General features: G+C 34.8%; 24 protein-coding genes and 1 CRISPR repeat array (1 of these 25 cut by a window edge). Of the genes, 20 read left to right on the top strand and 4 right to left on the bottom strand.

The annotated features are described in order from the left end of the window. Positions 1 to 223 precede the first annotated feature (223 nt). The 14 genes from BCR21_RS03940 to BCR21_RS03875 all read left to right on the top strand — a co-directional run bounded on the left by BCR21_RS03940 (position 224) and on the right by BCR21_RS03875 (position 15666). Positions 224 to 1567, top strand: coding sequence for a pectate lyase-like adhesive domain-containing protein (locus BCR21_RS03940; protein WP_069645196.1), 1344 nt, complete (start codon positions 224 to 226; stop codon positions 1565 to 1567). 47 nt (positions 1568 to 1614) lie between these two features. Next, entirely contained in the window at positions 1615 to 4071 is a 2457-nt protein-coding gene (locus BCR21_RS03935) for a hypothetical protein (protein WP_069645195.1), read from the top strand. A 21-nt stretch (positions 4072 to 4092) separates the two neighbouring features. After that, on the top strand, positions 4093 to 4443 hold the full coding sequence (locus BCR21_RS03930) for an LPXTG cell wall anchor domain-containing protein (protein WP_069645194.1): 351 nt from the start codon (positions 4093 to 4095) through the stop codon (positions 4441 to 4443). After that, positions 4440 to 5237, top strand: coding sequence for a WxL domain-containing protein (locus BCR21_RS03925; protein ID WP_069645193.1), 798 nt, complete (start codon positions 4440 to 4442; stop codon positions 5235 to 5237). Before BCR21_RS03930 ends, BCR21_RS03925 begins: the two co-directional genes overlap by 4 nt. A 30-nt stretch (positions 5238 to 5267) precedes the next feature. Beyond that, entirely contained in the window at positions 5268 to 6065 is a 798-nt protein-coding gene (locus tag BCR21_RS03920) for a WxL domain-containing protein (protein WP_069645192.1), read from the top strand. Between the two features lie 117 nt (positions 6066 to 6182). Then, positions 6183 to 7232 carry a WxLIP family cell surface protein gene (locus tag BCR21_RS03915; protein ID WP_069645558.1) on the top strand — a complete coding sequence of 350 codons (1050 nt, stop codon included), beginning with the start codon at positions 6183 to 6185 and terminating at the stop codon, positions 7230 to 7232. 17 nt (positions 7233 to 7249) lie between these two features. Then, positions 7250 to 7918 carry a hypothetical protein gene (locus BCR21_RS03910; protein ID WP_069645191.1) on the top strand — a complete coding sequence of 223 codons (669 nt, stop codon included), beginning with the start codon at positions 7250 to 7252 and terminating at the stop codon, positions 7916 to 7918. Between the two features lie 10 nt (positions 7919 to 7928). Next, positions 7929 to 8663 carry a signal peptidase I gene (gene lepB, locus BCR21_RS03905; protein WP_069645190.1) on the top strand — a complete coding sequence of 245 codons (735 nt, stop codon included), beginning with the start codon at positions 7929 to 7931 and terminating at the stop codon, positions 8661 to 8663. Positions 8664 to 8690: 27 nt separating this feature from the next. Further along, positions 8691 to 9362 carry a signal peptidase I gene (gene lepB, locus BCR21_RS03900; protein WP_240488059.1) on the top strand — a complete coding sequence of 224 codons (672 nt, stop codon included), beginning with the start codon at positions 8691 to 8693 and terminating at the stop codon, positions 9360 to 9362. Positions 9363 to 9398: 36 nt separating this feature from the next. Beyond that, positions 9399 to 11963, top strand: coding sequence for a YfhO family protein (locus BCR21_RS03895; RefSeq protein WP_069645189.1), 2565 nt, complete (start codon positions 9399 to 9401; stop codon positions 11961 to 11963). Then, the gene (locus BCR21_RS03890; RefSeq protein ID WP_069645188.1) at positions 11963 to 12931 is read left to right on the top strand and encodes a DUF5067 domain-containing protein; all 969 of its coding nucleotides are present in this window, start codon (positions 11963 to 11965) and stop codon (positions 12929 to 12931) included. The genes BCR21_RS03895 and BCR21_RS03890 overlap by 1 nt, the downstream gene beginning before the upstream one ends. After that, positions 12931 to 13671, top strand: coding sequence for a hypothetical protein (locus BCR21_RS03885; protein ID WP_069645187.1), 741 nt, complete (start codon positions 12931 to 12933; stop codon positions 13669 to 13671). Before BCR21_RS03890 ends, BCR21_RS03885 begins: the two co-directional genes overlap by 1 nt. A 390-nt stretch (positions 13672 to 14061) precedes the next feature. Beyond that, on the top strand, positions 14062 to 14916 hold the full coding sequence (locus tag BCR21_RS03880) for an HAD-IIB family hydrolase (RefSeq protein ID WP_069645186.1): 855 nt from the start codon (positions 14062 to 14064) through the stop codon (positions 14914 to 14916). Between the two features lie 114 nt (positions 14917 to 15030). After that, on the top strand, positions 15031 to 15666 hold the full coding sequence (locus tag BCR21_RS03875; RefSeq protein WP_205684821.1) for a hypothetical protein: 636 nt from the start codon (positions 15031 to 15033) through the stop codon (positions 15664 to 15666). A 122-nt stretch (positions 15667 to 15788) separates the two neighbouring features. On the opposite strand, the gene BCR21_RS03870 is transcribed toward BCR21_RS03875, so the two are convergent. Beyond that, entirely contained in the window at positions 15789 to 16547 is a 759-nt protein-coding gene (locus BCR21_RS03870) for a MerR family transcriptional regulator (protein WP_069645185.1), read from the bottom strand. Between the two features lie 184 nt (positions 16548 to 16731). On the opposite strand from BCR21_RS03870, the gene BCR21_RS03865 reads away from it, so the two are divergent. Next, positions 16732 to 17088, top strand: coding sequence for a DUF1827 family protein (locus tag BCR21_RS03865; protein WP_069645184.1), 357 nt, complete (start codon positions 16732 to 16734; stop codon positions 17086 to 17088). 54 nt (positions 17089 to 17142) lie between these two features. Here the strand turns inward: BCR21_RS03865 and BCR21_RS03860 are convergent, their stop codons facing one another. The 3 genes from BCR21_RS03860 to BCR21_RS03850 are packed head-to-tail and all read right to left on the bottom strand — an operon-like array spanning position 17143 to position 20412. Further along, on the bottom strand, positions 17143 to 18330 hold the full coding sequence (locus BCR21_RS03860; protein ID WP_069645183.1) for an ABC transporter permease: 1188 nt from the start codon (positions 18328 to 18330) through the stop codon (positions 17143 to 17145). Further along, positions 18317 to 19465, bottom strand: a complete 1149-nt coding sequence (locus tag BCR21_RS03855) for an ABC transporter permease (protein ID WP_069645182.1) — start codon at positions 19463 to 19465, stop codon at positions 18317 to 18319. Before BCR21_RS03855 ends, BCR21_RS03860 begins: the two co-directional genes overlap by 14 nt. Before the next feature lie 14 nt (positions 19466 to 19479). Then, entirely contained in the window at positions 19480 to 20412 is a 933-nt protein-coding gene (locus BCR21_RS03850) for an ABC transporter ATP-binding protein (RefSeq protein ID WP_069645181.1), read from the bottom strand. A 121-nt stretch (positions 20413 to 20533) separates the two neighbouring features. Here BCR21_RS03850 and BCR21_RS03845 point away from each other — a divergent pair, with 121 nt between their 5' ends. From BCR21_RS03845 to nadE, 5 genes are all read left to right on the top strand, one after another. Then, positions 20534 to 21643: a sensor histidine kinase gene (locus BCR21_RS03845; RefSeq protein ID WP_069645180.1), complete on the top strand. Its 1110-nt coding sequence runs from the start codon at positions 20534 to 20536 to the stop codon at positions 21641 to 21643. Further along, positions 21640 to 22272: a response regulator gene (locus BCR21_RS03840; protein WP_205684820.1), complete on the top strand. Its 633-nt coding sequence runs from the start codon at positions 21640 to 21642 to the stop codon at positions 22270 to 22272. Before BCR21_RS03845 ends, BCR21_RS03840 begins: the two co-directional genes overlap by 4 nt. Before the next feature lie 114 nt (positions 22273 to 22386). Continuing rightward, the gene (locus BCR21_RS03835) at positions 22387 to 22797 is read left to right on the top strand and encodes a GtrA family protein (protein ID WP_084013235.1); all 411 of its coding nucleotides are present in this window, start codon (positions 22387 to 22389) and stop codon (positions 22795 to 22797) included. An 80-nt stretch (positions 22798 to 22877) separates the two neighbouring features. Further along, positions 22878 to 24350 carry a nicotinate phosphoribosyltransferase gene (locus BCR21_RS03830; protein WP_069645178.1) on the top strand — a complete coding sequence of 491 codons (1473 nt, stop codon included), beginning with the start codon at positions 22878 to 22880 and terminating at the stop codon, positions 24348 to 24350. Positions 24351 to 24479: 129 nt separating this feature from the next. Further along, positions 24480 to 25307, top strand: coding sequence for an ammonia-dependent NAD(+) synthetase (nadE, locus tag BCR21_RS03825; protein ID WP_069645177.1), 828 nt, complete (start codon positions 24480 to 24482; stop codon positions 25305 to 25307). A gap of 196 nt (positions 25308 to 25503) precedes the next feature. Further along, a CRISPR array of direct repeats spans positions 25504 to 25627; the repeat unit is 33 nt; unit sequence GTCTCACTCTAATATGAGTGAGTGGATTGAAAT; it runs 384 nt beyond the window's last position.

Below are 25627 nucleotides of genomic sequence, written 5' to 3'. Positions count from 1 at the left end.
GAATCGGCTGATGGAAAACATGCTCAGTAAACATATAAAATCACTTTATTTTTTATAAAAATTAGGAGGAGAAGACATGCTGGTACATTTGATTTCAGTCAAAAAGGTTATTTGCGAAACTGGTTAGAAATAACGAGTGAAGTATATAATTGCTTGTTTTTCTGGAGAGGAGGCAGAGTAAAAAAAGTTTCGACAATCACACACATTATAGGAGGAAAAAGAATTGAAAAAAACACAGTTATTAAAAAGAGGGTTACTGACACTAGCTGCAACGGTAGCGCTAGGAGCAGTAGTACTATCGGTACCAACACCATTTTCAGGTGATTCAGTAGTTGCTTATGCTACAGAAGAAACAGCTGAAGTATCAACGATTGAAGAATTTGAAGCAGCATTGAAAAATCCAACGATCACTGTGATCAATGTGAACCAAAGTATCCAATTTAAGAAAAATATTACGAATATTCCAAACCGTGATCTAACGATTAATGGTAAAGCGGATCAAGGTGTAGTGATCAATTCAGCACACAACTCGATCTATGGCAAACAAAACACAAAAGGCACAAATCTTGTAACCATTACAAACGCTAATATTGTTGGTGCTGACAGCGACGGTCGTTTCTTTACTGGTGGTGCTGGTAACGGTCCTTCAAGTTATGGTTGGGATGTTTTAGCAAAAGACGTAACTTACACAGGCGCTCGTTTTGTTCACCTTAGTGAAGGTAAATTAACATTTGATGGAACAAATACTATTACAACTCGTGCTGAAAATGCTTGGGTTCACGATTTAGAATTTAAAGCTGGTTCTACTTACAACGGAATCGCTGCAAATAAGGACCACGGTCAATTTTCAGCATTTTATTTTAATGGTGCGTTGATCAAAGGAAAAGCAACAGGTGAAGCGATTATCGGTGACAATGCAAACGTAAACGTAAAAATTGGGCCGCAAAGTACAGTAAATCACTATTACCCAGTATTCTATGACAAAGTACAAAAAGTAGATGTCGGTACAGGTGCAACATTTGATGTTGATGCAGCTGGTGTTGCTTTCCAATTTATCCCACGCGCTGACTATGTAAACAAAGTTCCAACATTAAACTTAGCTTCAAGAAGTAAAGTGAAATTTAATGGCCGTGGTGGCGGAAACTATTCAACAATGAAATTACAATACTACGGAACAGTGGTAAACGTGGATCGTGCTGCTGAATTAGTTGTCACTGGTGACAGTTCAAAATCAGTAATCGAAAGCGAATATAAAGGTGCGGTCATTAATTTAAATGCGCCTAAAAACTTTGAAGTAGCAAACAGACGTGCAAATTCAAAATTATTCTACTCAACAAATACAACAATCAATGGAACAAATGTTGGGCGTATCTCAACTTGGAATCAATTAGGCGGAGACTATGCAGCACCAGCTACTGAAACGTTTAGAGGCGGTAAAGAATTTGCTGTAAACTTCGGTAAAATTTGCAACAGCAAGACGTTATCTGTTACTGGTTCTTTAACTGGTGATCAAGAATTCAAACTTGAAAATTACGGGAAACTTACATTAGCTGGTGGAAGTATCTAAGGATCAGGTAGAATGTACGTTTAAATTTGAAAGAAAGGAGGAAAATAATGAAGAAACATATCAAGATTTTTCTCTTTCTAGGACTAGGGCTAATTGCCCTAGTTTCTGGTTATTTTCAGTTTTATGTTTCTAGTGAAAATAGAATTGTTGCAGCGCCTTTACCAGGCTATCAAGATATAAAAAAGGCTGATGGCATAAATTTGGTAGCCAAAAGTGGGTCAAACACAGAAATATCTGGAGACTTTGGTTTCATGTTCAAATTAACAGATCAAGTAACCTATGAACCTATCGGAGAGCCAATCATAGATCCTGGATTTTCTGGAAGTAAAACGAAAGTTTATCAATTTAATCCTGCTAATCCGAATGTAGAAAAAGGCGCATGGGTCCGAAATGCAGGATTATACAATGGACGAAGTGTAGATTTGAAATTTGTGATTGACGAGCTAGACTTTGCTCAGAAAAAAGATGGTAAATACCCTTCGTTTCGTTTCTTTGCAGTGGATTCAACTGAACGAAATAGCATGGTAAACACACCGATTGATACACCTTGGGGAAGTTATTTCTTAATGGTTGGATCAGGATTATATAGCCATTATGAGGATTTTAAGTTAGGGGATAAAGTTCGTTATCATTATGAATTTTATTATAATGACACGAAGGAAAACTTCAAATTAAAAGGATCGTGGAACTTTAGTAACGTGAATATCAATAAAAAAGTTGCTTTTCCATTTGACGCAACAGATTTTAACAAGATGTACGTTACCAACGATTCACAAATAGGCTATAAAATCGAAAATACTATTTTTGAAATGACGAGTGATGATGAAGAAGTCGATCAACCAACTGGCCGATTGACTAATTTGTTTGAAAGAGAAAAATATGAGATGAGCATGGCATATCAAGGATGGGATTACAATGATCCTAAACCAGATACGGGACAAATGGCGGTGTTATACTCTACAGAATCATTAGCACGAATTGCGCCAGCAACACCGATTGTTTATGGTGAACGAAACAGCTCTGTACACACAGATCCAAAGTATAAAACATTGAACTATTCAATTCTTCAGGGAATTGCCGATAATTCAAAAGAAAATAGAAATACTAAATTCAGATTGGAGACACAAGTTCCTGACTTTTATGATATCCAATCAATTGAAATTTATGAATATGGAACATCAATGAAAAAGACTGATCTTTTCACTATTACCTTTGAGGGCACTGCCAAATCAAAAGCAATATTAACAGCAAAAGATTCTACGTCAAATGAATTCAACAGTAGTCTATTTGATATTAAAGTTGTCGCTAAACCAAATGACAAATTTAAATTTGATTCTAGTACAACCTCACCTTATGGCTATGTTAATGCGACTGATCCAAAAGATGAAGATAATGGGTATATGGTGTTTGAACAAGGTGGACCTAAAACAGTCGCTTATTACAGCTATGTTAATGACTTTTTAAACATTCAAAATAAGCCATTGCAATCTAATGTTGTTAAAAATGTAAATGGCATTGGTTCGCAAGCAAAAATCTTATATGAAGGCTTACCAGATGCTGAACCAAAATCAGATATCAAAATTCCACTGAATACAAATTTCGAAACAGACTATCCATTGAATACGGCACCATTGCCGACAGATACTGAAAATTATTTCTTGAAAAACATTTCTGTTGATACGGATAATTTAATTGATAAGCCTGTAAAAGTTACGTACAGTAAAAATCATCTTTTACCTGATACATCTGTATTAGGAGAAAAATCATTATGGTTAACATTGACAACGGCAAAAAATATCACAAAGGATATCGAAGTTAAAGTAACTATTGTCCCAACTGCTGCCGAATTAAGAGTTAAATACAAAATTAACGGAGCCTACATGACAGATAAATATCCAGACTATGTTGATACGACTCAAATGATTGGAGCTCCAATTAATTTGAAGAATATCAAGCAAGTTACGGATACCGTTTCTGCTATCAAAGAAGCTGGTTATACACAGACGAATACTCCAACAGAAGAATTTACTCTTTCTGGTAGCGGTAATACTATTGTTTATGAATTTGAAGGGACATTATTCCTTTCCTCTAGCCCAAGTATTCTTGATTTTGGTATTGAAGAAGCGAGTTATAAAGCCATCCGTGTAAATGAAGCGAAACTTGATAAGGCTTTGATCATTAAAGACACAAGAGCAGTTAAACAGAAATGGACACTTACGGCAAAGCTAACGCAAGATTTTACATTGACAGAAACTGACGGTACTAAAAAAGTAATTCCAGATATTTTACGGTATAACGATGGTACTGATGAAGAAAAAAAATTTAAACTTACAGAAAACCGTGACCTATTGGTAGATGAACATACAACGAGCAATGAATATGATGTCAGTAAAACCTGGGATTCAAAAGGCAAAGGCTTCAAGCTAGATGTTCCGGGAGACGCTGTCAAAACGTTAGGAAAATATCAAGCCAAAATTGAATTTACAGTAAATGCAACGCCTTAAAAGCAAAGGAGAGACAATCAATTGATCAAGAAAAAAATACAAGTTAGTGTTGCTCTGGTTTTCCTTGTTTTTGTAGGCAGTATTCTCACTGTACCCTCTATTTCAGTTTATGGGATGGAAGCAGCTGTTCAGACGGATGGAGAAATTGTTTTTACGCAAGAAAGCACACAGCCAACGTCAACAACGAGTGAGCCATCGAGTGATTCTAGTGAAGAACCGATAAAAAAGCCTGGTGGTAAATTTCCTTCAACTGGAGAATTGATACTAAAAAGTTTATCAGTAAGTGGGATTGCTATAATCATGCTTGTGTTTGGTGTTTATCTATTTAAAAGAAAAAAATCTGTTGACAAAAAGGACGGACAAAGCCAATGAAAAAAACAACATTTCTACTTACATGTGTTGGTGCTGTTCTATTTCTTAGTGGACAGATTGATCAAGTTCAAGCGGTTGAGTCACGTACAGGCGGAGCTGAAATAGATCTCAAACGGTTTAAAGAAGAAGAGTCTGTGATTCGTGACCCAGAACATCCAGAAGTACAGGTCGACCCGGGGGAAACACCACAAACAAAAGGCGATTTACGAATTGATTTTGTACCTAAATTGAATTTTAGTACAGTTATGATTCCCGATAAAGCAGCTGTATTTCCAGTGAATGCTCAATTGTTTCATGGAGATACTGGTGTGAGAGGGAATTTTATACAAGTTTCAGATTACCGTGATGACTCGACTGGCTGGACCTTACAAGTTAGACAAGAGCAACAATTTAAGCATGCAACAAAAACGGGAACTGAACTAAAAGGTGCTGTGATTTCTTTAGATCAAACATGGACCAATTCGATAAAAGATGCAAAGTTGTCACCCAGTGTTTCCAAAGAAGTTATTCATATGAGTAATATTGGAGACACCTATAATTTGGCACAGGCGCAGCCGGAAAAAGGTTCTGGAACTTGGAGCATTATATTTGGTGCATCAAAAGAAAATAAGAATGGACGCCCAAATACATTAGAACAAAGAGTGGATTCTTCTGGTAAAGCAATAGAAGATCCAATCTTTAAAAAACCAGTCTTTAGTAATCAAGCGATTACGCTTTCTGTTCCGAAAGAGACAGAAAAAGAAGCTGGTGCCTATTCAACGGTGCTAACTTGGATATTAGCCGAGTTACCATAGATAAAACACAAAAACTAGGAGGAAATACAAATGAAATTAACACACAAATTAGCTGGTACAGCGTTACTAGCAGCAATCGCAGTAGCAGCAACCGCTCCAGGAGTAACAAAAGCCGCAGATCCAGCAGCACCAGGCGTTGGAGAAGGAGAAATTGAATTCACAAGTAAAACATATGGCACCTATGACTCTTCAGGTGTTGTACCACCAAACTATACAAGCCAATCAACTGTCGATACTGATAGTACTGCTTTGTTAGATGGACCATTTTTGGTTCAAGGGATGTCTAAATTAGTGTTTAATTCACAATCTGCAACAACTGGAGCTGTAACATCATGGGCTAAACCAACTACAGCAAATGCGAATACCGTTGGCGCAACCGATAAAGTAGACGGACGTGCCAACTGGGTACAATTTAAAGATGATCGTCAAGTAGAGGATCATGGATATGAATTGAAAGCGGTCATTTCTCAAAATTTCCAATTTAATGATACAGCAAAAGGAAAAGTTAGAAATATCAACGGCGCTCAAATCACATATGGTAACGCAAACTTAGTAGCAGATAAAGATAATGAATCATTGAAACCTTCTTCTACTGGACTTAACAGAGCAACAACAGTCAACGAAACAGGTTCAGAATTAGTTTTCAAAAACGCAGAAGAAACAAAAGGACGCGGACGTTATGCCGTTTACTTTGGTGATGCTGAAGATGCTACTCAAAAACCAGAAGAGTCTGTTAAATTAGAACTTCCAGCAAACCAAGCTGAAGAAATTATGAATGGTAAATATGTAGCTAAAATTACTTGGACGCTAGATGCAACACCAAAATAATCAAATGACAAGTCAATGACTTTTTCTTGGTTAAACAAAAAACGTTTTAAGCAAGTTCGCCAGTTGCAAAACTGGTGAACTGTTTAGTGATGGAGCATGAAAGGACAAAATAATCAGATGAAGAAACGAATCAGCATAGGACTATTTTTTAGTCTATACATAGCAGTACTTCTTGGTTTTTCTACACCAGCATATGCGAACTTACAGTTTACATATGAAACGATAAAACCAGAGAATCAACAAGGCGATTTTGAATACTTTAATTTACTTATGCAACCTGGCCAAAAACAAACAGTACAAGTCATGTTGTCAAATCGTGCAGACGAAGAACAAACAATCGAAGTCGGTTTGAATGGCGCAAAAACCAACTCTAATGGAGTATTGGAATATGGACCAAGTGCGATAAAAAATGACGCATCGTTAAAGTATGATTTTAAAGATCTTGTGAAAGGACCAAAAGAAATAACTTTAGGACCGAAAGAAACACGTCCATTAAAGTTAGATATAAGTATGCCAGAGGCAAGTTATGATGGAAAAATTGTCGGAGGTATCCATCTAAAATCTAAACCAACCAAAAAAGAAGAGGAAGAAAATAAAAAAGCGACTGGGGTTATTAATGAATATGCCTTTGTTATCGGCATGGTGTTGTCCGAAAGTGACACCGTAATCAAACCAGAATTGCAGTTGAATAGTGTTTACGCTGGTTTATCCAATTATCGCAATAGTATTTTTACTAATTTTTCAAATACAAGTGCAGATTTTGTCAATAAAATGACCGTTGAAATCGAAGTAACAAAAAAAGGATCAGAAGCTGTTTTATATGATATAAAACGAGCAGATATGCGGATGGCACCAAATTCAATGATTGATTTTCCTTTAGAAATGAACGGAGATCAAATGGAGGCTGGTGACTACAAAGCGCATATTCTTGTCACTAGCGAAGGACAAGAATGGACATGGAATAAAGAATTTAAAATCACAAATGAAGAGGCGGATAAATACAATGCACAAGATGTTACCTTGATTCAGGAAAGAGGAATCGATTGGAAATTGATCGCCATGATTGCTGGAGGAGTCTTTATTGCTTTCTTAGCTATTTTCTTTATCGTTCGTACTCTCAATAAGAAAAAGAAAACGAAAAAGAGAGGAAAGAAAAAGCGTAAGTAAGAAAGGAGATCAAAATAGTGGGTTTATTAGATTGGTTTTTTATTGGTTTGCTTTCATTTGCGATTCTCTGTTTTCTCCTGTTGCTTTTTTGTCTTTTTTACTTTTTTTCAATCAAAAAGGAGCTAAAAAAGAAACAGTGGCGTAAGCGTCCTAAAAATAAACGAAAAAGAAAAAAATGGCTATACGCACGAAAATCGCTAGAAAAACGACAAAAACGCTACGGCTTCCATTTTTTACTGTTACTGATTGTTATGTTTATCTCAGCAGGAAGTGCATTTTATGCGCGCTATTATCAGCTGACTAATTTAACATCAGAAGATGCAAAAGTCGTTGTTCAAGGGTATTTACTGACAGAAGATTTAGAGGGGAAAATGGTAACGATCAAAGAAGGCGGTAGTGTAGAAAAAGTCTATCCGCAATTTCAAGAAGTTAGCTCTTTATTAGTCTCCTATGGCAATCGGCCTGTTTCAGGTGGATTGTCATCGGAAGGTGCGAAATTATTGACTCGTTATTATGTATCAATGAAAAACGTTGGATTGAACTTGTCGACTTTAAGCCAAGAACAACTGACAAAACAAGAAACGATCGATGGTTATTTAAAAGATATCAAAAAAATAAATGAACGGCAAAAAGCAGTTTTCAAGTACTTTAAAGTCAACGAGTCGGCACTGAAACAGAAAAATTAGGAGACTCAAGATGAAACAAGCGAATAAAACTTCTAAGAAAGTAGCGTCTATAAAAAAACAGAGAAAAAAAAGTAATCAAAACGCAACAACAAATACAGCAATCAAAAACAGAAACGTTCAGTCAAAGAAAGATAAACGTACTGATGCAAAAATAGCCAGGTATAAAAAAAATACAATTAAAAGAACATTGAAAAAACGAAAAAAGCAACGACACCAATTCTATAAGGAAATCGGTGTCAGCTTTTTTCTACTGTTGACGCTTTTTTTTGTATTCCAATGGTTATTTTTTAGCTTGCCCAAAGTCAATGGATATGGAATGACGACAACGTTAAATGATGGCGATCGTCTGTTTGTTAGCAAATACAGCAAAATCAAGCGATTTGATATGGTCTATCTTAAACAACCAGATAAGAAACAACCAATGGTCAGACGAGTGATTGCTTTGCCAGGAGAAGAGATTGCGTATGAAAAAGACCAGTTGTTGATTAATAAAAGACCAGTGGTAGAACGTTTTTTAAAAAATGAACTTAATGAAGCCGAGAAAGAACAACGTTTATTAACAGAAGATTTTACATTAGCAGAATTAACAGGCTCAATAACTTTACCCAAAGAAAGTTATTTTGTATTAGGAGATAATCGCCATTATGCGGCTGACAGTCGTGACTTTGGCTGGATTGAGCAGAAAGATATTTTAGGTATTGTGAAAGCAAGAATAATACCGTTTCATCACATGTCTCAATTTTAAAAGAATTACATAGTGGGAGGGCAATTAGTGACTATATACAAAACGCATCCACAAGCAACAAAAAAAGGACATTCAACTAAAAAGAAGCGTCGCTATTATTCAAAAGAAAAAAAAGAACAATTAGAAAAAATGCGCCAACGTAAAACGAAAAGGATAATAAAACCACAGGATATTTTTTTCTTATTGCTCATCGGATTATGTTTTGTTTTTTTAGTGCAAAATAAGACACATCGAGTAGCTGGATCATCGATGGTACCGACATTGGAGAATAATGATCGTATCATCGTGAGAAAAGGCCGCTTACCCGAACGGTATGAATTGATCACATTTGACCCAGAAATTTCTAATGAATCAAGTTATGTGAAGAGAGTCATTGGACTTCCAGGAGATCAATTATGGACAGATTCAAAAGCTGTGTATCTTAGACCACAAAAAGCTGGCAAGTGGACATTAAACACGGCAAATCCAATTCCATCGGAAGACTTACCAGATAGTACGTTAAAAGTTATGGTCAATGAAGAAGTTTTTCAAGCGTTACGAGACATACACAAGATACCAGAAAAAAGTTATTTTGTTTTGGGCGACAATCGAAGTGCTTCAAAAGATAGCCGAACAATGGGGTTGATCAGCGAAGAACAAATCGAAGGGGTTGTGACATATCGTTACTTTCCATTGAATAAAATTGGGCAAGTGAAGTAGTAAATTAAACGTTAAGATTATAGGAGGAATTACCATATGAGAAGAATTGATTGGATAAAACAGAAAGGCTGGGCCTTTTGTTTAAGTATTCTTTTACCAATGGGAGTAATGTGTTTCGTCTATTTTCTTCTAGGTATTTATCCAGGTAGTGAAAAAACAATTCTAGCGAGTGATGCCTTATCACAAACGTCTAATTTCTTTGCAAGTTTAAACAATGTATTACATGGAAAACAAAGTTTTTTTTACACTTGGTATGGATCTTTAGGGCTAAATTATTGGTCTTTTATGGCGTATTATTTAAATGGGATTTTTAGTCCATTGATTTATTTTTTTGATAATAGCCAAGTACCGGATGCGCTTTACATGATTATTTTGCTTAAATTTGGCACAATCGGCGGCACATTTTGGATTATGAGCGATCAAACATTTAAGGTTCCTCAGTGGATCAATGTGATGTTGAGTATTAGCTACGCTTTAAGTGGTTTTGCAGTGGCATACTCTCCACAACAAATGTGGTTGGATGGCTTGATTTATTTACCCTTAGTAATTTTAGGAATTCACCGTTTGATGGACAAAAGTAAACCAGCAGTTTTATTTAGTAGTTATCTTTTATTATTTTTATCCAATTTTTATATGGCTTTTATGATCGGAGTCTTTTCGTTTCTTTATGTTTTTTGCCGTTTTTTGACTGAGCCAGCAAAATATAAGAAAAGTTTGTTGCCCTATTTTATTACCTCACTTTTAGCAGGAGGTGCGTCAATGATTACCATTTTACCTACGTTATTGGATTTAAAGAATAACGGAGAGAGTTTAACAGAGTTGAAGCATTTTTTTACCTCAGGAACAGATATTTGGGATATTCCTGTTAAAACAATGGTTGGTGTTTATGACACAAGCAAGTTTGGCAGTTCACCTTTTCTTTATTTTGGCTTAATAGGTCTGATTTTTTGTCTCTTTTACTTTGTCAGTCCAAAATTTCCACTAAAAAATAAGTTACTCTATGGCAGTTTATTTCTATTGTTGATCGCAAGTGTCTACATCGAACCACTTAATTTATTTTGGCATGGATTCCACTCGCCGAACATGTTTTTATTTCGCTTTAGTTTTCTTTTTTCATTTTTAGGTTTATTACTGGCAGGATTCGGATTGGAAAACGTAACGAAAGAAGACACGAATCGATTGGTCAATATTGTTATGGGGATGATCCTTCTTTATATTGCGATCATTTTTTTAGCCAATCGAAAACGGTATGATTATTTAGATAAAACAGCTATTGCAATGACTGTAGTTTTGCTGTTGGTTTATCTTACGATTTGGATTATTAGTGTTAAATGGTACAAAAAAAAGATGGTTTTGTGGGTGTTATTATTCATTGTTTTCCTTGGTGAAATGATGATGAATACACAGCAGATGATTACTGGAATCAATGGAGAATGGCGGTATCCTGAACGTGTGGCCTATGATCGAAATTATCAAGATGTGCATAAATTAGTAGAATCGACTCGACAAGATAATGATACATTGTATCGTCTAGCAAATTTAAATAGTGTTTCGAGAAATGAAAGTTTTATTTATGGTTATAGTGGCGTATCAATGTTTTCATCGATTCGAAATCGTCATTCTTCTATGTATTTAGATGAATTAGGTTTTCGCTCTAATGGCACCAATTTGACGATTCAATATGCAAATAACACCTTAGTGATGGATGCATTGTTAGGAATTAAATACAACATTTCAGAAAATGATCCTAAGAAATATGGTTTCACTCTTAAAGAAACCGCAGGCAAACACAAATTATATGAAAATCGCCTCGCTTTGCCTCTAGGAATTTTAACGGATCAAGGAATCTATAAGAAAAATGCAGTGAAAAATCAAGCTGAGCTGATTCAGTATCTATCCAATCAAAAAGAACCTCTCTTTTATTTTTCAGAAGCAGAAATGATCAAAGAGGAAAATGTTCAAATAGAAGACAAAGGTTCTGTTCTTTTCTATTCGAAAACCGTTCCAAATAAATTGCGTAAAATAACCTATTCAATCGATGTTCCAGCACGTTCACAAGCGTATTTAAGTTTGTATGGAAGAGGAATGGAAGTTGAAGCAATCACTAAAGTCAATGGAATCGAACAGCGCTCCGGTCTTGAAGAAAATGGGCAATACTACAATCTTGGGTACTACGAAAAAGCTGAAAAAATTCAAGTAGAAGTGAGTTTTACTGGAGAAGGCGTGGTTCATTTAGTGAAGCCAACGGCGATGTTTATGAATGTTGACGTATTTGAAAAATCAGTACAATCGATCCAAAAGCAAGGCGTTTCCTTTGAAACGAAAGGTAGAATAGCCCAAGCAGATGTGGCGTTAGAAAAAGAACAAGTGGTATTGACTACAATTCCGTATGATAAGGGATGGAGTGCCTATATAGATGGGAAAAAAGTGGAAATACCAACGTTTAAAGATGCTTTTTTAGCATTACCTGTGCCCGAAGGAAAACATAAAATCAAATTTGTGTTTTTGCCTGAAGGGTTTAAAATTGGCCTAAGTTTGTTCATCAGTTGTACGATTACTTTTGTTTTTTACAATTGGTGGATAGGAAAAAGGAGAATATGATGCATAAAAAAAATATTGGTTTGGTTGTGTTGCTACTAATTTTTATCAGTGGTTGTTCAGCTAAACTGTCAGACAAAAAAGAAGTATTTGATGGAAAAGGAATCGAGTATACCATTCAATTGCCAAGCACATGGGAGAAAACATTGGACTATAAAGTAACGTATAGTAACGAGGCAATATTTGGAGCAAAAGATACTAAAAGTAATTCAACATTAATTGTGATGTCTGAAAGAAAAGAATCGATCGAGTTAGCTGATTTTGGCAAAAAAATTCGTAACGAATTGAAGAAACAATACAATTACAAAAAGGAATCAGATATTTTTATGAAAGAATTTAAAGTTGGAAAATACAAAGGTTACAAGTATACATTAGACACAACTTTCGATAAAAGAGAATCCTGGCTGCATTTGTATTATATTGAAACAGCTAACGGCATGGTTCAATTAAATTATTATTCAGCAAAAGATGGAGAGTATAAAAAACGTGCGGAAATCATCGACGAGTCAGCTCGTTCTGTTAAAGAAGTAAAAGACAAAGGAACCGACGCTGATGAAGAAGAGAACGTTGTTTTTCAAAATGATGATCTTTCATTGACTTTGACAGGTGTTATGAATGTAACAGGTGCAGCTGATAAGAAGCTCTTAGCACTGAGATATACGGTAACAAATAAAAAGAAAAATCAATCAATAACAGCTGATAAATGGGATACACTGATCCAAGTAACTCAAAACGGAAAAATACTAGTACAAGGGGAGCTGGCAAAAGATAATTCAATTTTGGATATTCCAAAATTGATCGAGCAAAAAAGCAAAGCAGTTGATGGGGGAAGTTCTATTGAAGGAGTCAGTTTGTATGAATTAAAGGATGATAGTGATATCTTATTGATTCCAGATAAAGACATCTTTAAAAACGCAACGGACGTTCCGATTGTTGTATTAAATGAAGCAGAGAAAGAGGAAGAGAAATAATGAAAAAAAAATCCTATCTTCCATTTGTGGCTATAATCGTGTGTGTACTATTATGCGTCAGTGCTTGTTCTTCAAAAAAACAGACAAGCACAGTTGAACACCAACAACTAACATGGCATGAAAAACGAGAAAAACCTTTTGGGACTTTTGATTATCCTGAAATTACTGAAAAAGAAGCATTTGATTTACTAAAGAATAAATTCAACGTACACGTTCCAAACTTTGTTAAAGAAGTTAAAGAGATGCTTAAAGCGGACGTCAAATCGAAAGGAATGCAAGAAGGTGATCCTGAATTTACAATGTACGCTTCTGGAGATGAACTAAAAGCGCGAGCGTATTATCCTATAAATGATCGTGATGAGTTAAGAGTTTTTGCGCTAGTGGATTTAAAATATTCATATAACAAAGAGAAAAAAGAAGTCCGTTTGACATCTCAAAGTCTTTCAATGACGACTTATGGTCAAAAGATAACTTATCCAAAAGACAATTTTGACGAATTATTGGCGAAAAGTGCAGAAATCATCGACCTTCCAAAGAAACTGACTGATCAATCGATTCAACATTTTAAGGAAGAGTACAAGGAAATAGATAAGCGGCCAGCGTCCTCAAAAGCTATTGTGTATAGTAATGATCAAGAAGCTGTTGAGAAAAAGAAGGTTTCACAATCATTATTGGGAGGCTTTGACAGCAAGCAGGAATTAAAAGAAATTTATGCGTCAATTGTTGATTATACGGATTAAGTTTACGTAGATATAAACAAAAATAATTAAACGCTTGTTGTTACAACGAACATTAGTAGAGAAATTCTGAGTTTATTGACGCGGCTATTTTTATTTGATGCTATTGCTGTATGCCTGAAAAACAAGTATGTTGAGTAGAACTGATCTTTTTTATTCGAAAATAACGGAGTGAGCCTGTATAAATAGCCGATTTGATTCTCAGCTAATGTATACAGGCCTTTGTTTTGTATGTAAACTATCAGGGAACCAATCAGAGCTAATAATGAACAACTTTTTAAAATATCCTAGATAATTTATGCTATACTCAATGTGTCAAAATAAAAAGGCATATCCTTATGTAGTCGTGTAGACAAAGGGAGAATGAGCCAATAAGGAATGGGAGTTTAATAAATGAATATTGTGTTTTGTGATATAGATGGAACGTTTCAAGATCTAGCCGGTGAAGTGCCAAAAGTCAACTATGATGCGATTTACGCTTTACAAAAGCAAGGGGATCATTTTGTGTTTATCAGTGGACGTGGTTATGCGCAATTGACAGAATTGATGGATGAATTAGATAGTGAGTGCGATGTTATTTTTAGTAATGGCGGCGGACATAAATTGGTTGGTGAGCCCATTCAGTATAATCATTGTATATCAATGGCTGAATGTGAAAGAGTCATCGCTATTTTAGAAGCACGACATATTTTTTATCATATTCATACAAATGAAGGAATTATTTTAAAGGCAGTTGAAAATTATGACACAAATATTTTAGCTTTAAGGAAAAAGTTAGAACCAATGGGCGAAACAGGCAAACAGATCATGGATTTCAAAGTAGACTTCTTCAAAGAACAATGCCAGCATGTGGAAGATCCATTTACTTATTTGACTGAACATCCAGAGTTAAAAGTAATGAAAATAGAATTGATGGAAGCAAGCGATGAAGAACATGAAACGTTGCGTGACTTATTGAGTAGCGAGTCGGCGGATGTCTTTTCTTCATTTACGCAATGCTTAGAAATTGTTGATCCAAAGAGCAGCAAAGGTAATGCTATCAAAGAATTCATGAAAAAATTTCCAGATGCACGTAGTTATGGTATTGGTGATGGTGAAAATGATTTAGCGATGTTAGAAGTTGTCGATATTCCAGTTGCAGTAGGAAATGCTAAAGAAATTGTGAAAGAACAGTGTCAGCTGATTATCGGTGATTGCTTAGACGGTGGTGTTGGAACTTTTATTTTTGAAGAAATCATCAAAGAATAAAAACTTAGATTGTTAGTAAGAACTGTCTAGGATCGACTAAAAGTAGTGAATATTTTTGAAACAAGATAAAAAGGTGTAATTAAGCAATAAATTTTTTGAGTTAGGAGAGTAACAATGAACGAAATAAAAGACAAAGTTGAACATGATTTAGAATATTATCAATCGGGAATCAGGCAGCTGTATATGAAGCATTATCAAAGATATTTATTATTTCTGCTTGCTATTATGTTGGTAACGGCTGTTGGTGTCGGTTTATCTGGATCATTTGTTCGAGTGTTGTTAGTATTATTGTTTTTGGGCGAGGCAGGTTTAATTGTCTATTTACTTCGTTATTTACGAGCAGAAGTTTTCGACGCCTATTTCCAACAGATCAAAACGCAATTGCCGGATGAATTTCAGAAAATGGAGTCGATCGAAATTCAGGAAGATGATCAATCTTATTATTTCATAGGCGATCAAGAGTTATTTGTGAAGTTAAAAAAGAAGAATAGTAGAAATTTTCCATCAAAAATCAGACAGTATACATTATTAGTTGGTGATACAGATGGATTAGATGAGAATATACTGGAACAGCCACTGCAGTTTTTTTATTATGATATCACGCAAATCAAGCACTCTGCTAGTTACAAGCAAGAGCGTTTAAAAAATGCTAATTTTATTGCTAGACAGAGAAAACGAAGACTTAAATCGGCAGCTTTAACGATTTTTTTACTGATTTTATTTGGTCTTGCCTTTTTTGGGACTTTATAGGAACCAAAACAAGTAATAAAAAGAGCTGATTTCTTAGTACTATTTAGATTTTAAGGGTCTGAGAGGTAACTTTGGTAGTTACTTCTCAGACCCTTAAACGTTCTCAACTTATAATTGTTTTTCTATTTTGCATAATGTTGAATAATTTGATTTAGTGTTTGAGCGGCAGATTTTCCAGCTCGTTCATCATAATAAGCGGTAAATCGTTCATCACCAATGTACATTTGCCCCAAACCTCTATGCATTTCGGCTGAATAGACAGGCGAAGTATATTGTAGCCATTCTTTATGCTTTAAAAAGACCGTTTCAGCTTCTTTTGATTGATATTCTTTGGTGGCCATCACAATTTTTAATGCTTCAAACAGTTCTTTTTCAGCCGTTTCCATTCCACTAAAATCTTCTTTACTTAGATTAAGCCACTGTTGGTTTGATGCCTCCACTGTTTCTTCTCCATATTTCTCGCGTATTTCTTTGCCGTATTTTTGTTCATTTTCTCGTAATTTTTCTTGTTTGAATCCTACAAATTTTTCTTTATCAGTCATAGTGATTTCTCCTTTTTGATAGCGTAATGTTTTTTCTACAGTAAGGATTAGATGATCGATCTGCTGACGTTTTTCTAGTAACTGTCGATAATGATCCTGTAACGCGTGCTTGGGATCATAGTCTGGTGTGTTCAGTAGTTTTTGGATGGCCTCTAGTTTCAAATCCAATGAACGGTAAAAAAGAATCTGCTGCAGTTTATCGATTTCTTTCGTTCCGTATATGCGGTAACCAGAAGAATTGATACGCGCAGGTTTTAAAAGATCGATTTCGTCATAATAACGCAATGTTCGAGTGCTGATTCCGGATAATTCAGCAATTTTTTTGATTGTGTATTCCATCTGTTTCCCTCCTGTATGTAACTAGCATAAACCTTTACTTAACGGTAAGGTCAAGTCTTTTTTTTAGAATAACATATTTTTCGATGAAAAATCATTTTTTTGATTTACAAAAAGTCGCTGAAAGAGTAAAATTTTTTATGTAAAGTTATCAAGATAAATGTTAAATAAGTAAGGAGCTGAGAGAATGAAATTAATCGAAACACCAATCAATAGGAATTTAGACTTAGAATATTTTTATCCAAATATCACTAAGTTCGTTTTTGGGACAAAAGCGATTAAATTTTTTAAATTATATGCACTGGACCGTACCCAAATTGTATACGCTGATGCATTTGATAAAATCGACATCATTATGATCAATACTAAAAAGAAGATTGCCAAAAAAGAAGTTGATTATGTGATCAAAAAACTGTTAAATACGACTAGAGAAGAAGTAACAGTGCATATCGGTGTGAAAAATGACATGCAGCAAAAAGGGTATTCTTTTAGTGCACCTAGAAAAGATATTATTGTGATTCAAAAGAATGTTGATCCAGCATAGAAATAAAACCCTCCAAGAAAAAGCTGAATTGCGGCTTTCTCTTGAGAGGGTTTGTTACTTGTTGATAGCTATTTTGCTAAAGGAAAATTTCAAACCGCCATGTTCTGTTCTTGTTAGCATTGCTAATAAGAAAAAGATGAAAGCAAAAATCAATAAAATAAGTGAATTGAATTGAAATTTAGTAGAAAAATCATTGTTAAAGTGAACCGTATTTCCAATCAACGTGCAATTTCTCATATACCAATAAGTTGGTGTAAAAGAAGCCACTTTCGTTACGATGTCAGGTAAAATTTCTACGGGCACAAAAACTCCGCTAACAAAGGCACTACCTAAAATAAACACATTATTAATTCCAGAAACCATATCTGGATTACTGATGATACCCCCGATTAGATTACTAAAAGATACCGCAACGATAAATAGAAGTAGCGTGTTCAAAATAAAATAGGCACTGTATCGATCAATATTGCTTTTCGTAATCAGAAGAATAAGGCATACAAAAACTGCCCAAAGTGCTAAACAAAATCCAAGTTGTACAATAAACTGTTGGCGTGAAAACGATCGCTTAGAAAGAGGAGAACAACCATTTCTAAGTTTGATTTCTTTACGATTGAACGCCAAACTGACTAAAGTGATTGCACTGAAAATAGTCATAAACATAGTGTATGCTAATACACCAAAAACTTTGCCAGTTGCCTTATTTTTCTTTGATTGATTATAAGATGAATCAAAGTTGATCTGTCCTACCTTGGCCAGATTAGTAGTTGTTAAATTAACGATCTCAGCTTCTGTTTTACCTGGAAATGCTTCTTGGTAGAATTGATACGTAGATAAATAATTATTGATAATTGAATCAATATATACTTGGTTAAAGCTATCAGGTTTGACTTGAATTGTTAATTTAGGTCGTTGATTTTGTTTGATAGTTTGAGAGAAAGAGTCAGGAATAGTTAGTACATAATCAACTTTTCCAAAAAATAAAGCGTCATCGATCTTTTCTTGCGTATCTTTTAATGAGACAACATTCATCGTTTGTTTTAAATAAGTCTCTAGTTGTTTTCCCGTGTTTCCGTGATCCTTATTGAAAATAACGACGTTCATTTTCTCAAGCTCTGTCGCATTGGATTTAGTCGAATTAGAACCAGAATAAGCGAAAGAAATACCTAGACTAATTGCCAATGCAAGAATCAGAGTTCCTAGATTCTTTTTCAGAATGCCTAAAGTAGCTTTAAAGACTGACATACTGCACTCTCCTTTCATAAATAACACTGGCGGTGATAAAGATTGTTGTCAGTATCCCTAGACTAATCAGGTTATTGTAAAAACTGTCGATATTTTGATAATAATACAGCTTATATAAAGCCTCACTGACAAGGTTCACTGGATTTATTGCGTTTAACCAAGGAAGATGTTGATTTACTAAAAGCTTGATATCAGGAGACATCATTCCTGCTAGAAAACTACAAGTCATTTGAAAAGTCACGGCTAGTGAAATTTTCTGATTTAACGGTACTTTTAAGATGTTGCCAAATAATACACCTAATGAAAGTGCTGTGAGAGCAGTTAACGCACAAGTTAATAAAATAAGTAACCAGCGAGTTCCAAAATCTACATTGTAAATAAAATGGAAGAAACCTAAGATAAAAAATATTTCCGCAATAAAGATTGTAAATGAAGAAGATAAGTTTGTTAGGACAATAAATAGTTTGTTTTTTGGTGTCATACTTAGGCGGATGCCATTAGCTGATTGGTTCGCTTGCTCATCATTCGCATTAGTGATCCCCCAGAACATACCGAACATGCAGCTCATTCCGATTAAAGTAAAGAAATAAAAGCTTTTCTGACTTCCTTTTGAAGCTGTAGCTTGATTAACAGAAATATAATTAGTTGTTTTACCTATTTTTTCTGTGATAGATGAGGCTAAAAGAGCAGGATTTTCTCTTTCTAAGGTAGTCAAGGTCATTTTACTTTGAAGAAATTGATTCATAAATGTATCCAAAATATTTTGTTGGATCGTTTGTTTACTGATTGTCAGTGATATATCATCCTCAGTTAGAGTATAATAACCAGCAATTGATTCATTTAGTAATTGTTTTTCAGCTTTTTCTTTTGAAAGTATGACTGGCCTAAACATTTTTTGATCATTATTTTTGATTTCGTTCAGAGTATTCATGAATAAGTCAGTATCTTGTGCTGGAATTTGTTCATTCGTAACGATACCAACTGGAATCTTCTTAGCCAAATCAATCGTATCGAGATTGCTAAAAGCAGCTGTAAAAAATAAACCTAAAAGTAACGGGAAAACCAAGGACCAAAATAGTAAAACTTTGTCTTTCAATTGAATTTTTAAGCGATAATAATATAAATGCCAAAACATACGATGGCTCCTCTCTAATCTCTTAATTCTCTGCCTGTTATTTCTAAAAAGACATCATTAAGTGTGGGTTGTTGAGTGTAAAAATTACCAAATGAAACGTGATTTTCTTCCAAGATATGCAGAACTTTGGTAAAGACAGCTTTGTTTTTTTCAGTATTCAAGGTTACAAAAACATTGTCATATGTGATATCGATAATTCCAGGAAGTTGTAATAGTTCTTCTTTAACAGATGACGGGAAATCTGGTATTTCGATTACGATTTTTTCATTGACTTTGATCATGCCTTTTAGTTGTTCTTTGGTACCTTCTGCTATGACTTGGCCTTTTTCAACAATCACGATATGGTTACATAATTGTTCTACTTCCTCCATATAGTGGGTCGTATAGACAATCGTTGCTCCTTGACGATTTAGTTCTTTAATACTATCTAAAATCTTATTACGACTTTGGGGATCCACTGCAACTGTAGGTTCATCTAAAAAGATAAGTTCAGGCTTATGGACGATGCCACATGCGATATTAAGTCGTCGCTTTAGTCCACCGCTAAGTTTTTTTGGTGGGAAACTAGTAAAATCTTCCAGACCTACCAATACGATGACTTCTGCAACATACTTTTTTCTAGTTGCTTTATCGTTGATATATAAGCCACAGTAGTAATCGATATTCTCAATAACTGTCAATTCATCAAAAACAGCGACTTCTTGTGGAACGACACCAATTCGTTTTTTTATATCATAGCGAGTTGGAGACATTTTTTCGCCAAAGAGTTTTATTTCGCCTTTGTCATACGATAACAGTGAAAGCATGCAATTGATCGCGGTTGATTTTCCGCAGCCGTTAGGACCAAGTAGTCCTAAGATTTCGCCTTTTTTTACTTGTAGATTAAAGTGATTCAATGCTGTTAACTTTCCGTAGCGTTTTACTAAGTCATTTATTTCGATTATCATATGAAATTCTCCTTTTTTTCTTTATAATAGAACTATAGCTCAAAAGATAATTAGATATAAGTGAATATTTTCCTATATCGATGTGACATTTGTCATATAAGTGGAGAATTTGGAGAAGATGATGAATAAATTTTTAATACGAAACTTGTTTGATAAAGCTTTTTTGTTAGGATTGTGCTTGCTACTTCTTTTAAATCAAACCTACCAAAGTGAAATGGTTATTTTTGTCTTAGTGACAATTGTCTTGAGCATCGTTCTTTGGGTGATCAAGAAACCAAAACTTTCCATTTTAGGTATTTTGATTTTATTGCTTGCCGCGACAAAGTGGCCAGAATATGCTTATTTTGTCCCAATCCTTTTTTATGACGGGAGGATGGATGAAGGAAAAAACATGACAATTATCAATAGCTGTCTGATTTTAATATTTCTTTTACATAGTAGTAATTATTCGAATAACTTAAAACTTTCCATTCTATTATTGTGCGGACTATCGGCTTATTTAGCTTTTCTTTCTTTAAAAGATGACGCATTGCACAATGACTATTTAGTACTGAATGAAGAAAAGTATGAGAATAGTTTTACTTTTGAATCACAAAACTCTGAGTTGATCAAAAAACAAGAGATCAAAATTAATTTGGAACTTTCAAATGAACGAAATAGAATTGCTCGAGATATTCATGATAATGTCGGACATTTACTTTCTAGTGCTTTGCTCCAAACTGGAGCACTTAAAGCAATTAATCAAGATGAAAAAATGCTGATCCCACTAGATCAACTACAAGAAACCATTACACAAGGGATGAACAGCATCCGAGATAGCGTACATGATTTGCATGATGAGTCACTGAGTTTATCTTTGGCGTGTGAAAATATTTTAAAAAATTTTGCATTTTGTGAGGTAGAATTAAAAGGTGCATTCTCTGAATATATCAGTAAAGAATATAAACTCGCTTGTATCATGCTAATTAAAGAATCACTAGCAAATGTAATGAAACACAGCAATGCAGATAAAGTGACGATTCATTTTCAGGATCACCCAGGATTTCACAAACTGACAATAGAAGACAACGGAACTCAGAATAAAGAAAAAGCCCCAAATGAAATCGGAATCGGGTTGATAGGTATGCAGGAAAGAATAGAAAAATTAGGTGGTAGACTGAGTTATAACCGAAAAGAAGTTGGTTTTTCGGTTTTGGCTATTTTGCCAAAATCTAGGGAGGTTAAAAAGTGATTCGAGTATTGATTGTGGATGATGATGTATTAGTGACTACTTCACTTAAAACGATTATTGAAGCAAGTGGTGAAATTAGCGTAGTAGGAATAGGCGATAGTGCAATTCAAGCCGTGGAATTATATGAAGAACTACAGCCGGATATCTTATTGATGGATATTCGGATGAAAGAATCAACTGGGATTGAAGCAGCTACCAATATTTTAGCAAAAAATGAGCAAGCTGTTATTTTACTTTTAACAACCTTTTCAGATGATGATTATATTATGGAAGCGCTCAGGATTGGTGTTAAAGGTTATTTATTAAAGCAAGACATAGAAGCAATCGTCCCATCTATCAAAGCTGTTAAGAATGGCCAATCAGTTTTTGGACATACCATCATGGAGCGATTACCTCATTTGTTACAAACAGAAAAAATAACCTGTTCGGAGGAACACAAAGTAAATGAAAAAGATCTGTCTATTCTTTCTTTGATAGCAGAAGGATTGAATAATAAAGAAATCGCTGATCAACTCTATTTAAGTGAAGGAACGATCAGAAATTATATCAGTAATTTATTAGAAAAACTAGAACTAAGGGATCGGACGCAATTAGCAGTTTTCTATTATAAAAATATCTATGTGAAATAGAATCAAAAATGCTTATTTTAAAACAAATGATCAAGTAATAGAAACTAGAAAATCAGTAGGATTTCTATCTTTTATTTGATAAAATAGGAAAAGGAACGAAAGGAAGCGTGAATGTTGAAAGAGTTATTTCATAAATATAAAGAAGTGATTTCATATTTAGTTTTTGGTGTGGCAACAACGATTGTCAATTTAGTGATTTTCTTCATCTGTAAAGATATCTTAGGAATCGACTATAAAATAAGTAATGCAATCGGCTGGTTTTTATCTGTGTTGTTCGCATTTTTTACAAATAAATATTTTGTTTTTGTTAGTAACCATGAGGATATCAGTTCTTTTATTCGAGAAATGCTACTGTTTTACTGGTATCGTATCTTATCATTTGTCGTTGATATGGCATTGATGATTTTAATGATCGAATGGATGCATATTTCAGATTTTTGGGCGAAAATGCTGACTCAAGTTGCGGTGGTCGTATTGAATTATTTTTTCAGCAAGTTTTTTATTTTCAAGAAAAAAGCATCTTAAAAATCAGTTTTTAGTTAAAAAGACAGTTTTTTGATATAATAGAAATTAAATTTCAGAAAAATAAAGGGTGGTATAGTGAGATGAAGAAAGTTTATGATGATGATAGCTTAACGTTACATACTGATTTATATCAAATTAACATGATGCAAACGTATTGGAAATTAGGTAGAGCGGACTTGCATTCAGTTTTTGAATGTTATTTCCGGGAGATGCCTTTTAATCATGGCTATGCTATTTTTGCAGGCTTGGAAAGATTGGTCGATTATTTAGAGAATTTGACGTTTACAGATACAGATATTGCTTATCTTAGAGAAGTAGAGGATTATCCAGAGGACTTTTTGACTTACCTAAAAGAATTTGAATTTAAGTGTACCGTTCGTTCTGCACTAGAAGGAGATTTGGTTTTTAATAATGAACCATTGATTCAGGTAGAGGGGCCTTTAGCACAATGTCAATTGATCGAAACTGCTCTTTTGAATATGGTCAATTTCCAAACCCTAATTGCAACAAAAGCGGCACGTATCAAATCTGTGATCGGAGAAGATCCTTTGATGGAATTCGGGACTCGCCGTGCCCAAGAATTGGATGCGGCTGTTTGGGGTACACGTGCGGCTTTCATTGGCGGAGCGGATGCGACAAGTAATGTTCGTGCTGGTAAAATTTTCGGTATTCCAGTCAGTGGAACACATGCTCATTCATTAGTACAGTCCTATGGAAATGATTATGATGCCTTTACAGCCTACGCGCAAACGCATAAAGATTGTGTCTTTTTGGTTGATACCTATGATACCTTAAAATCTGGAGTGCCAAGTGCAATCCGTGTAGCGAAGGAAATGGGGGATAAAATCAATTTCCTAGGTGTTCGTCTTGATAGTGGAGATATGGCCTACATTTCAAAACGAGTACGTGAGCAATTAGATGAAGCAGGTTACACAGACGCTAAAATCTATGCTTCAAATGATTTAGACGAAAATACTATTTTAAGTTTAAAAATGCAAAAAGCAAAAATTGACGTTTGGGGTGTTGGGACAAAATTGATCACGGCATATGATCAACCAGCTTTAGGCGCTGTGTTTAAATTAGTTTCGATCGAAGATAAAGACGGTCAGATGAAAGATACTATCAAACTTTCCAGCAATGCCGAAAAAGTTACAACACCTGGAAAAAAACAAGTATGGCGAATCACACGTAAATCAGATAAAAAATCTGAGGGTGACTATGTGACACTATGGGATGAGGATCCTCGTAAACAAGAGGAAATTTATATGTTCCATCCGGTGCATACATTTATCAATAAAACAGTCAGAGATTTTGAAGCGAGAGCTGTGTTACAAGATATTTTTGTTGAAGGAAAACGAGTATATGAAATGCCTACATTAGAAGAAATCAAAAGCTACGCAAAAGAAAATCTTGATTCACTTTGGGAAGAATATAAACGTGATCTTAATCCACAAAAATACCCAGTCGATTTATCAACTGAGTGCTGGAATCATAAAATGCGTTTACTTGAAAAAGTTCGTGTGGATGTAAAAGCATTAAGGGAAGGCAAATAAATAATATCTAGCTATACAAATCAAGCTTTTGAAAATCGATAAATCGGCAATGAAACAAAGAAGTTTTTAGAGCTGATTTTCTAAAGAATTGACAGGTTTATTCTACTTTTAATCTAGGAGGGGTTTTCTATGGAGTCACTGCAAAAAGCAATTATCGAAGAACTAGGTGTAAAACCACAAATAGATCCGCAAGAAGAAATCCGAAAAAGTATCGAATTTATGAAAAGTTATTTATATAAATATCCTTTTCTAAAAACCTTCGTGCTAGGCATCAGTGGGGGGCAAGATTCTACATTAGCTGGTCGTCTTGCTCAGTTAACAATGGAAGAAATGCGTAAAGAAACGAAAGATGAAGCGTATCAGTTTGTTGCAGTCCGTTTGCCTTATGGTGAACAGGCTGATGAAGAGGATGCTAAAAAAGCCTTGGACTTTATTCAACCGGATGTTTCTTTACGTGTCAACATCAAACCAGCAATTGATGCATGTGTCATTTCTCTTGAGGAATCTGAGGTTTCTATCAATGATTTTAATAAAGGAAATATGAAAGCCCGTCAACGGATGATCGTTCAATATGCGATCGCTGGAGAAAAATCAGGCGCTGTTATCGGTACAGATCATGCGGCTGAAAATATTACTGGTTTTTATACAAAATATGGTGACGGCGGAGCAGATATTTTGCCATTGTTCCGTTTGAATAAGCGGCAAGGCAAGGCATTGCTGAAAGAGTTAGGCTCACCTGCTGAACTTTATACAAAAATTCCTACTGCTGATTTAGAAGATGATAAACCTTTGGTAGCGGATGAAGTAGCACTTGGTGTGACTTACGATGATATCGATGATTATGTTGAAGGAAAAGCTGTATCGGATAAAGCGAAAGAAACGATTGAAGGTTGGTATAACAAAACACAGCATAAACGTCATATGCCGATTTCAATTTTTGATGATTTTTGGAAATAAGAGTTAGAAAAGAAAATGAACATTTTTGGTGCGGACCCCAAGTGCCCATGAAATCATTAGGAGACCCGCACCAAAATTAGTGGAGAAAAGGACTTAAATTTGAGGTTTTTCTCATATTTTTTTAATGTTCATGTAGATTTACTTGGAAAAATAAGGATTATGAATGATTTATGGAAGATAATCCTATTTTTTCACGGTCTCACTCTAATATGAGTGAGTGGATTGAAATTTCCAGCTATCAAGCCTTGCCCTGCTGCTTCTTCATAACGTCTCACTCTAATATGAGTGAGTGGATTGAAATTTCTCTGGTAAAAGTTTTC

It is taken from the genome of Enterococcus ureasiticus (genome assembly GCF_001730285.1).
Classification (GTDB): Bacteria; Bacillota; Bacilli; order Lactobacillales; family Enterococcaceae; genus Enterococcus_L; species Enterococcus_L ureasiticus.
The sequence above is the reverse complement of the archived record's forward strand: the minus strand, read 5'-3'. Positions and strand labels throughout refer to the sequence as shown.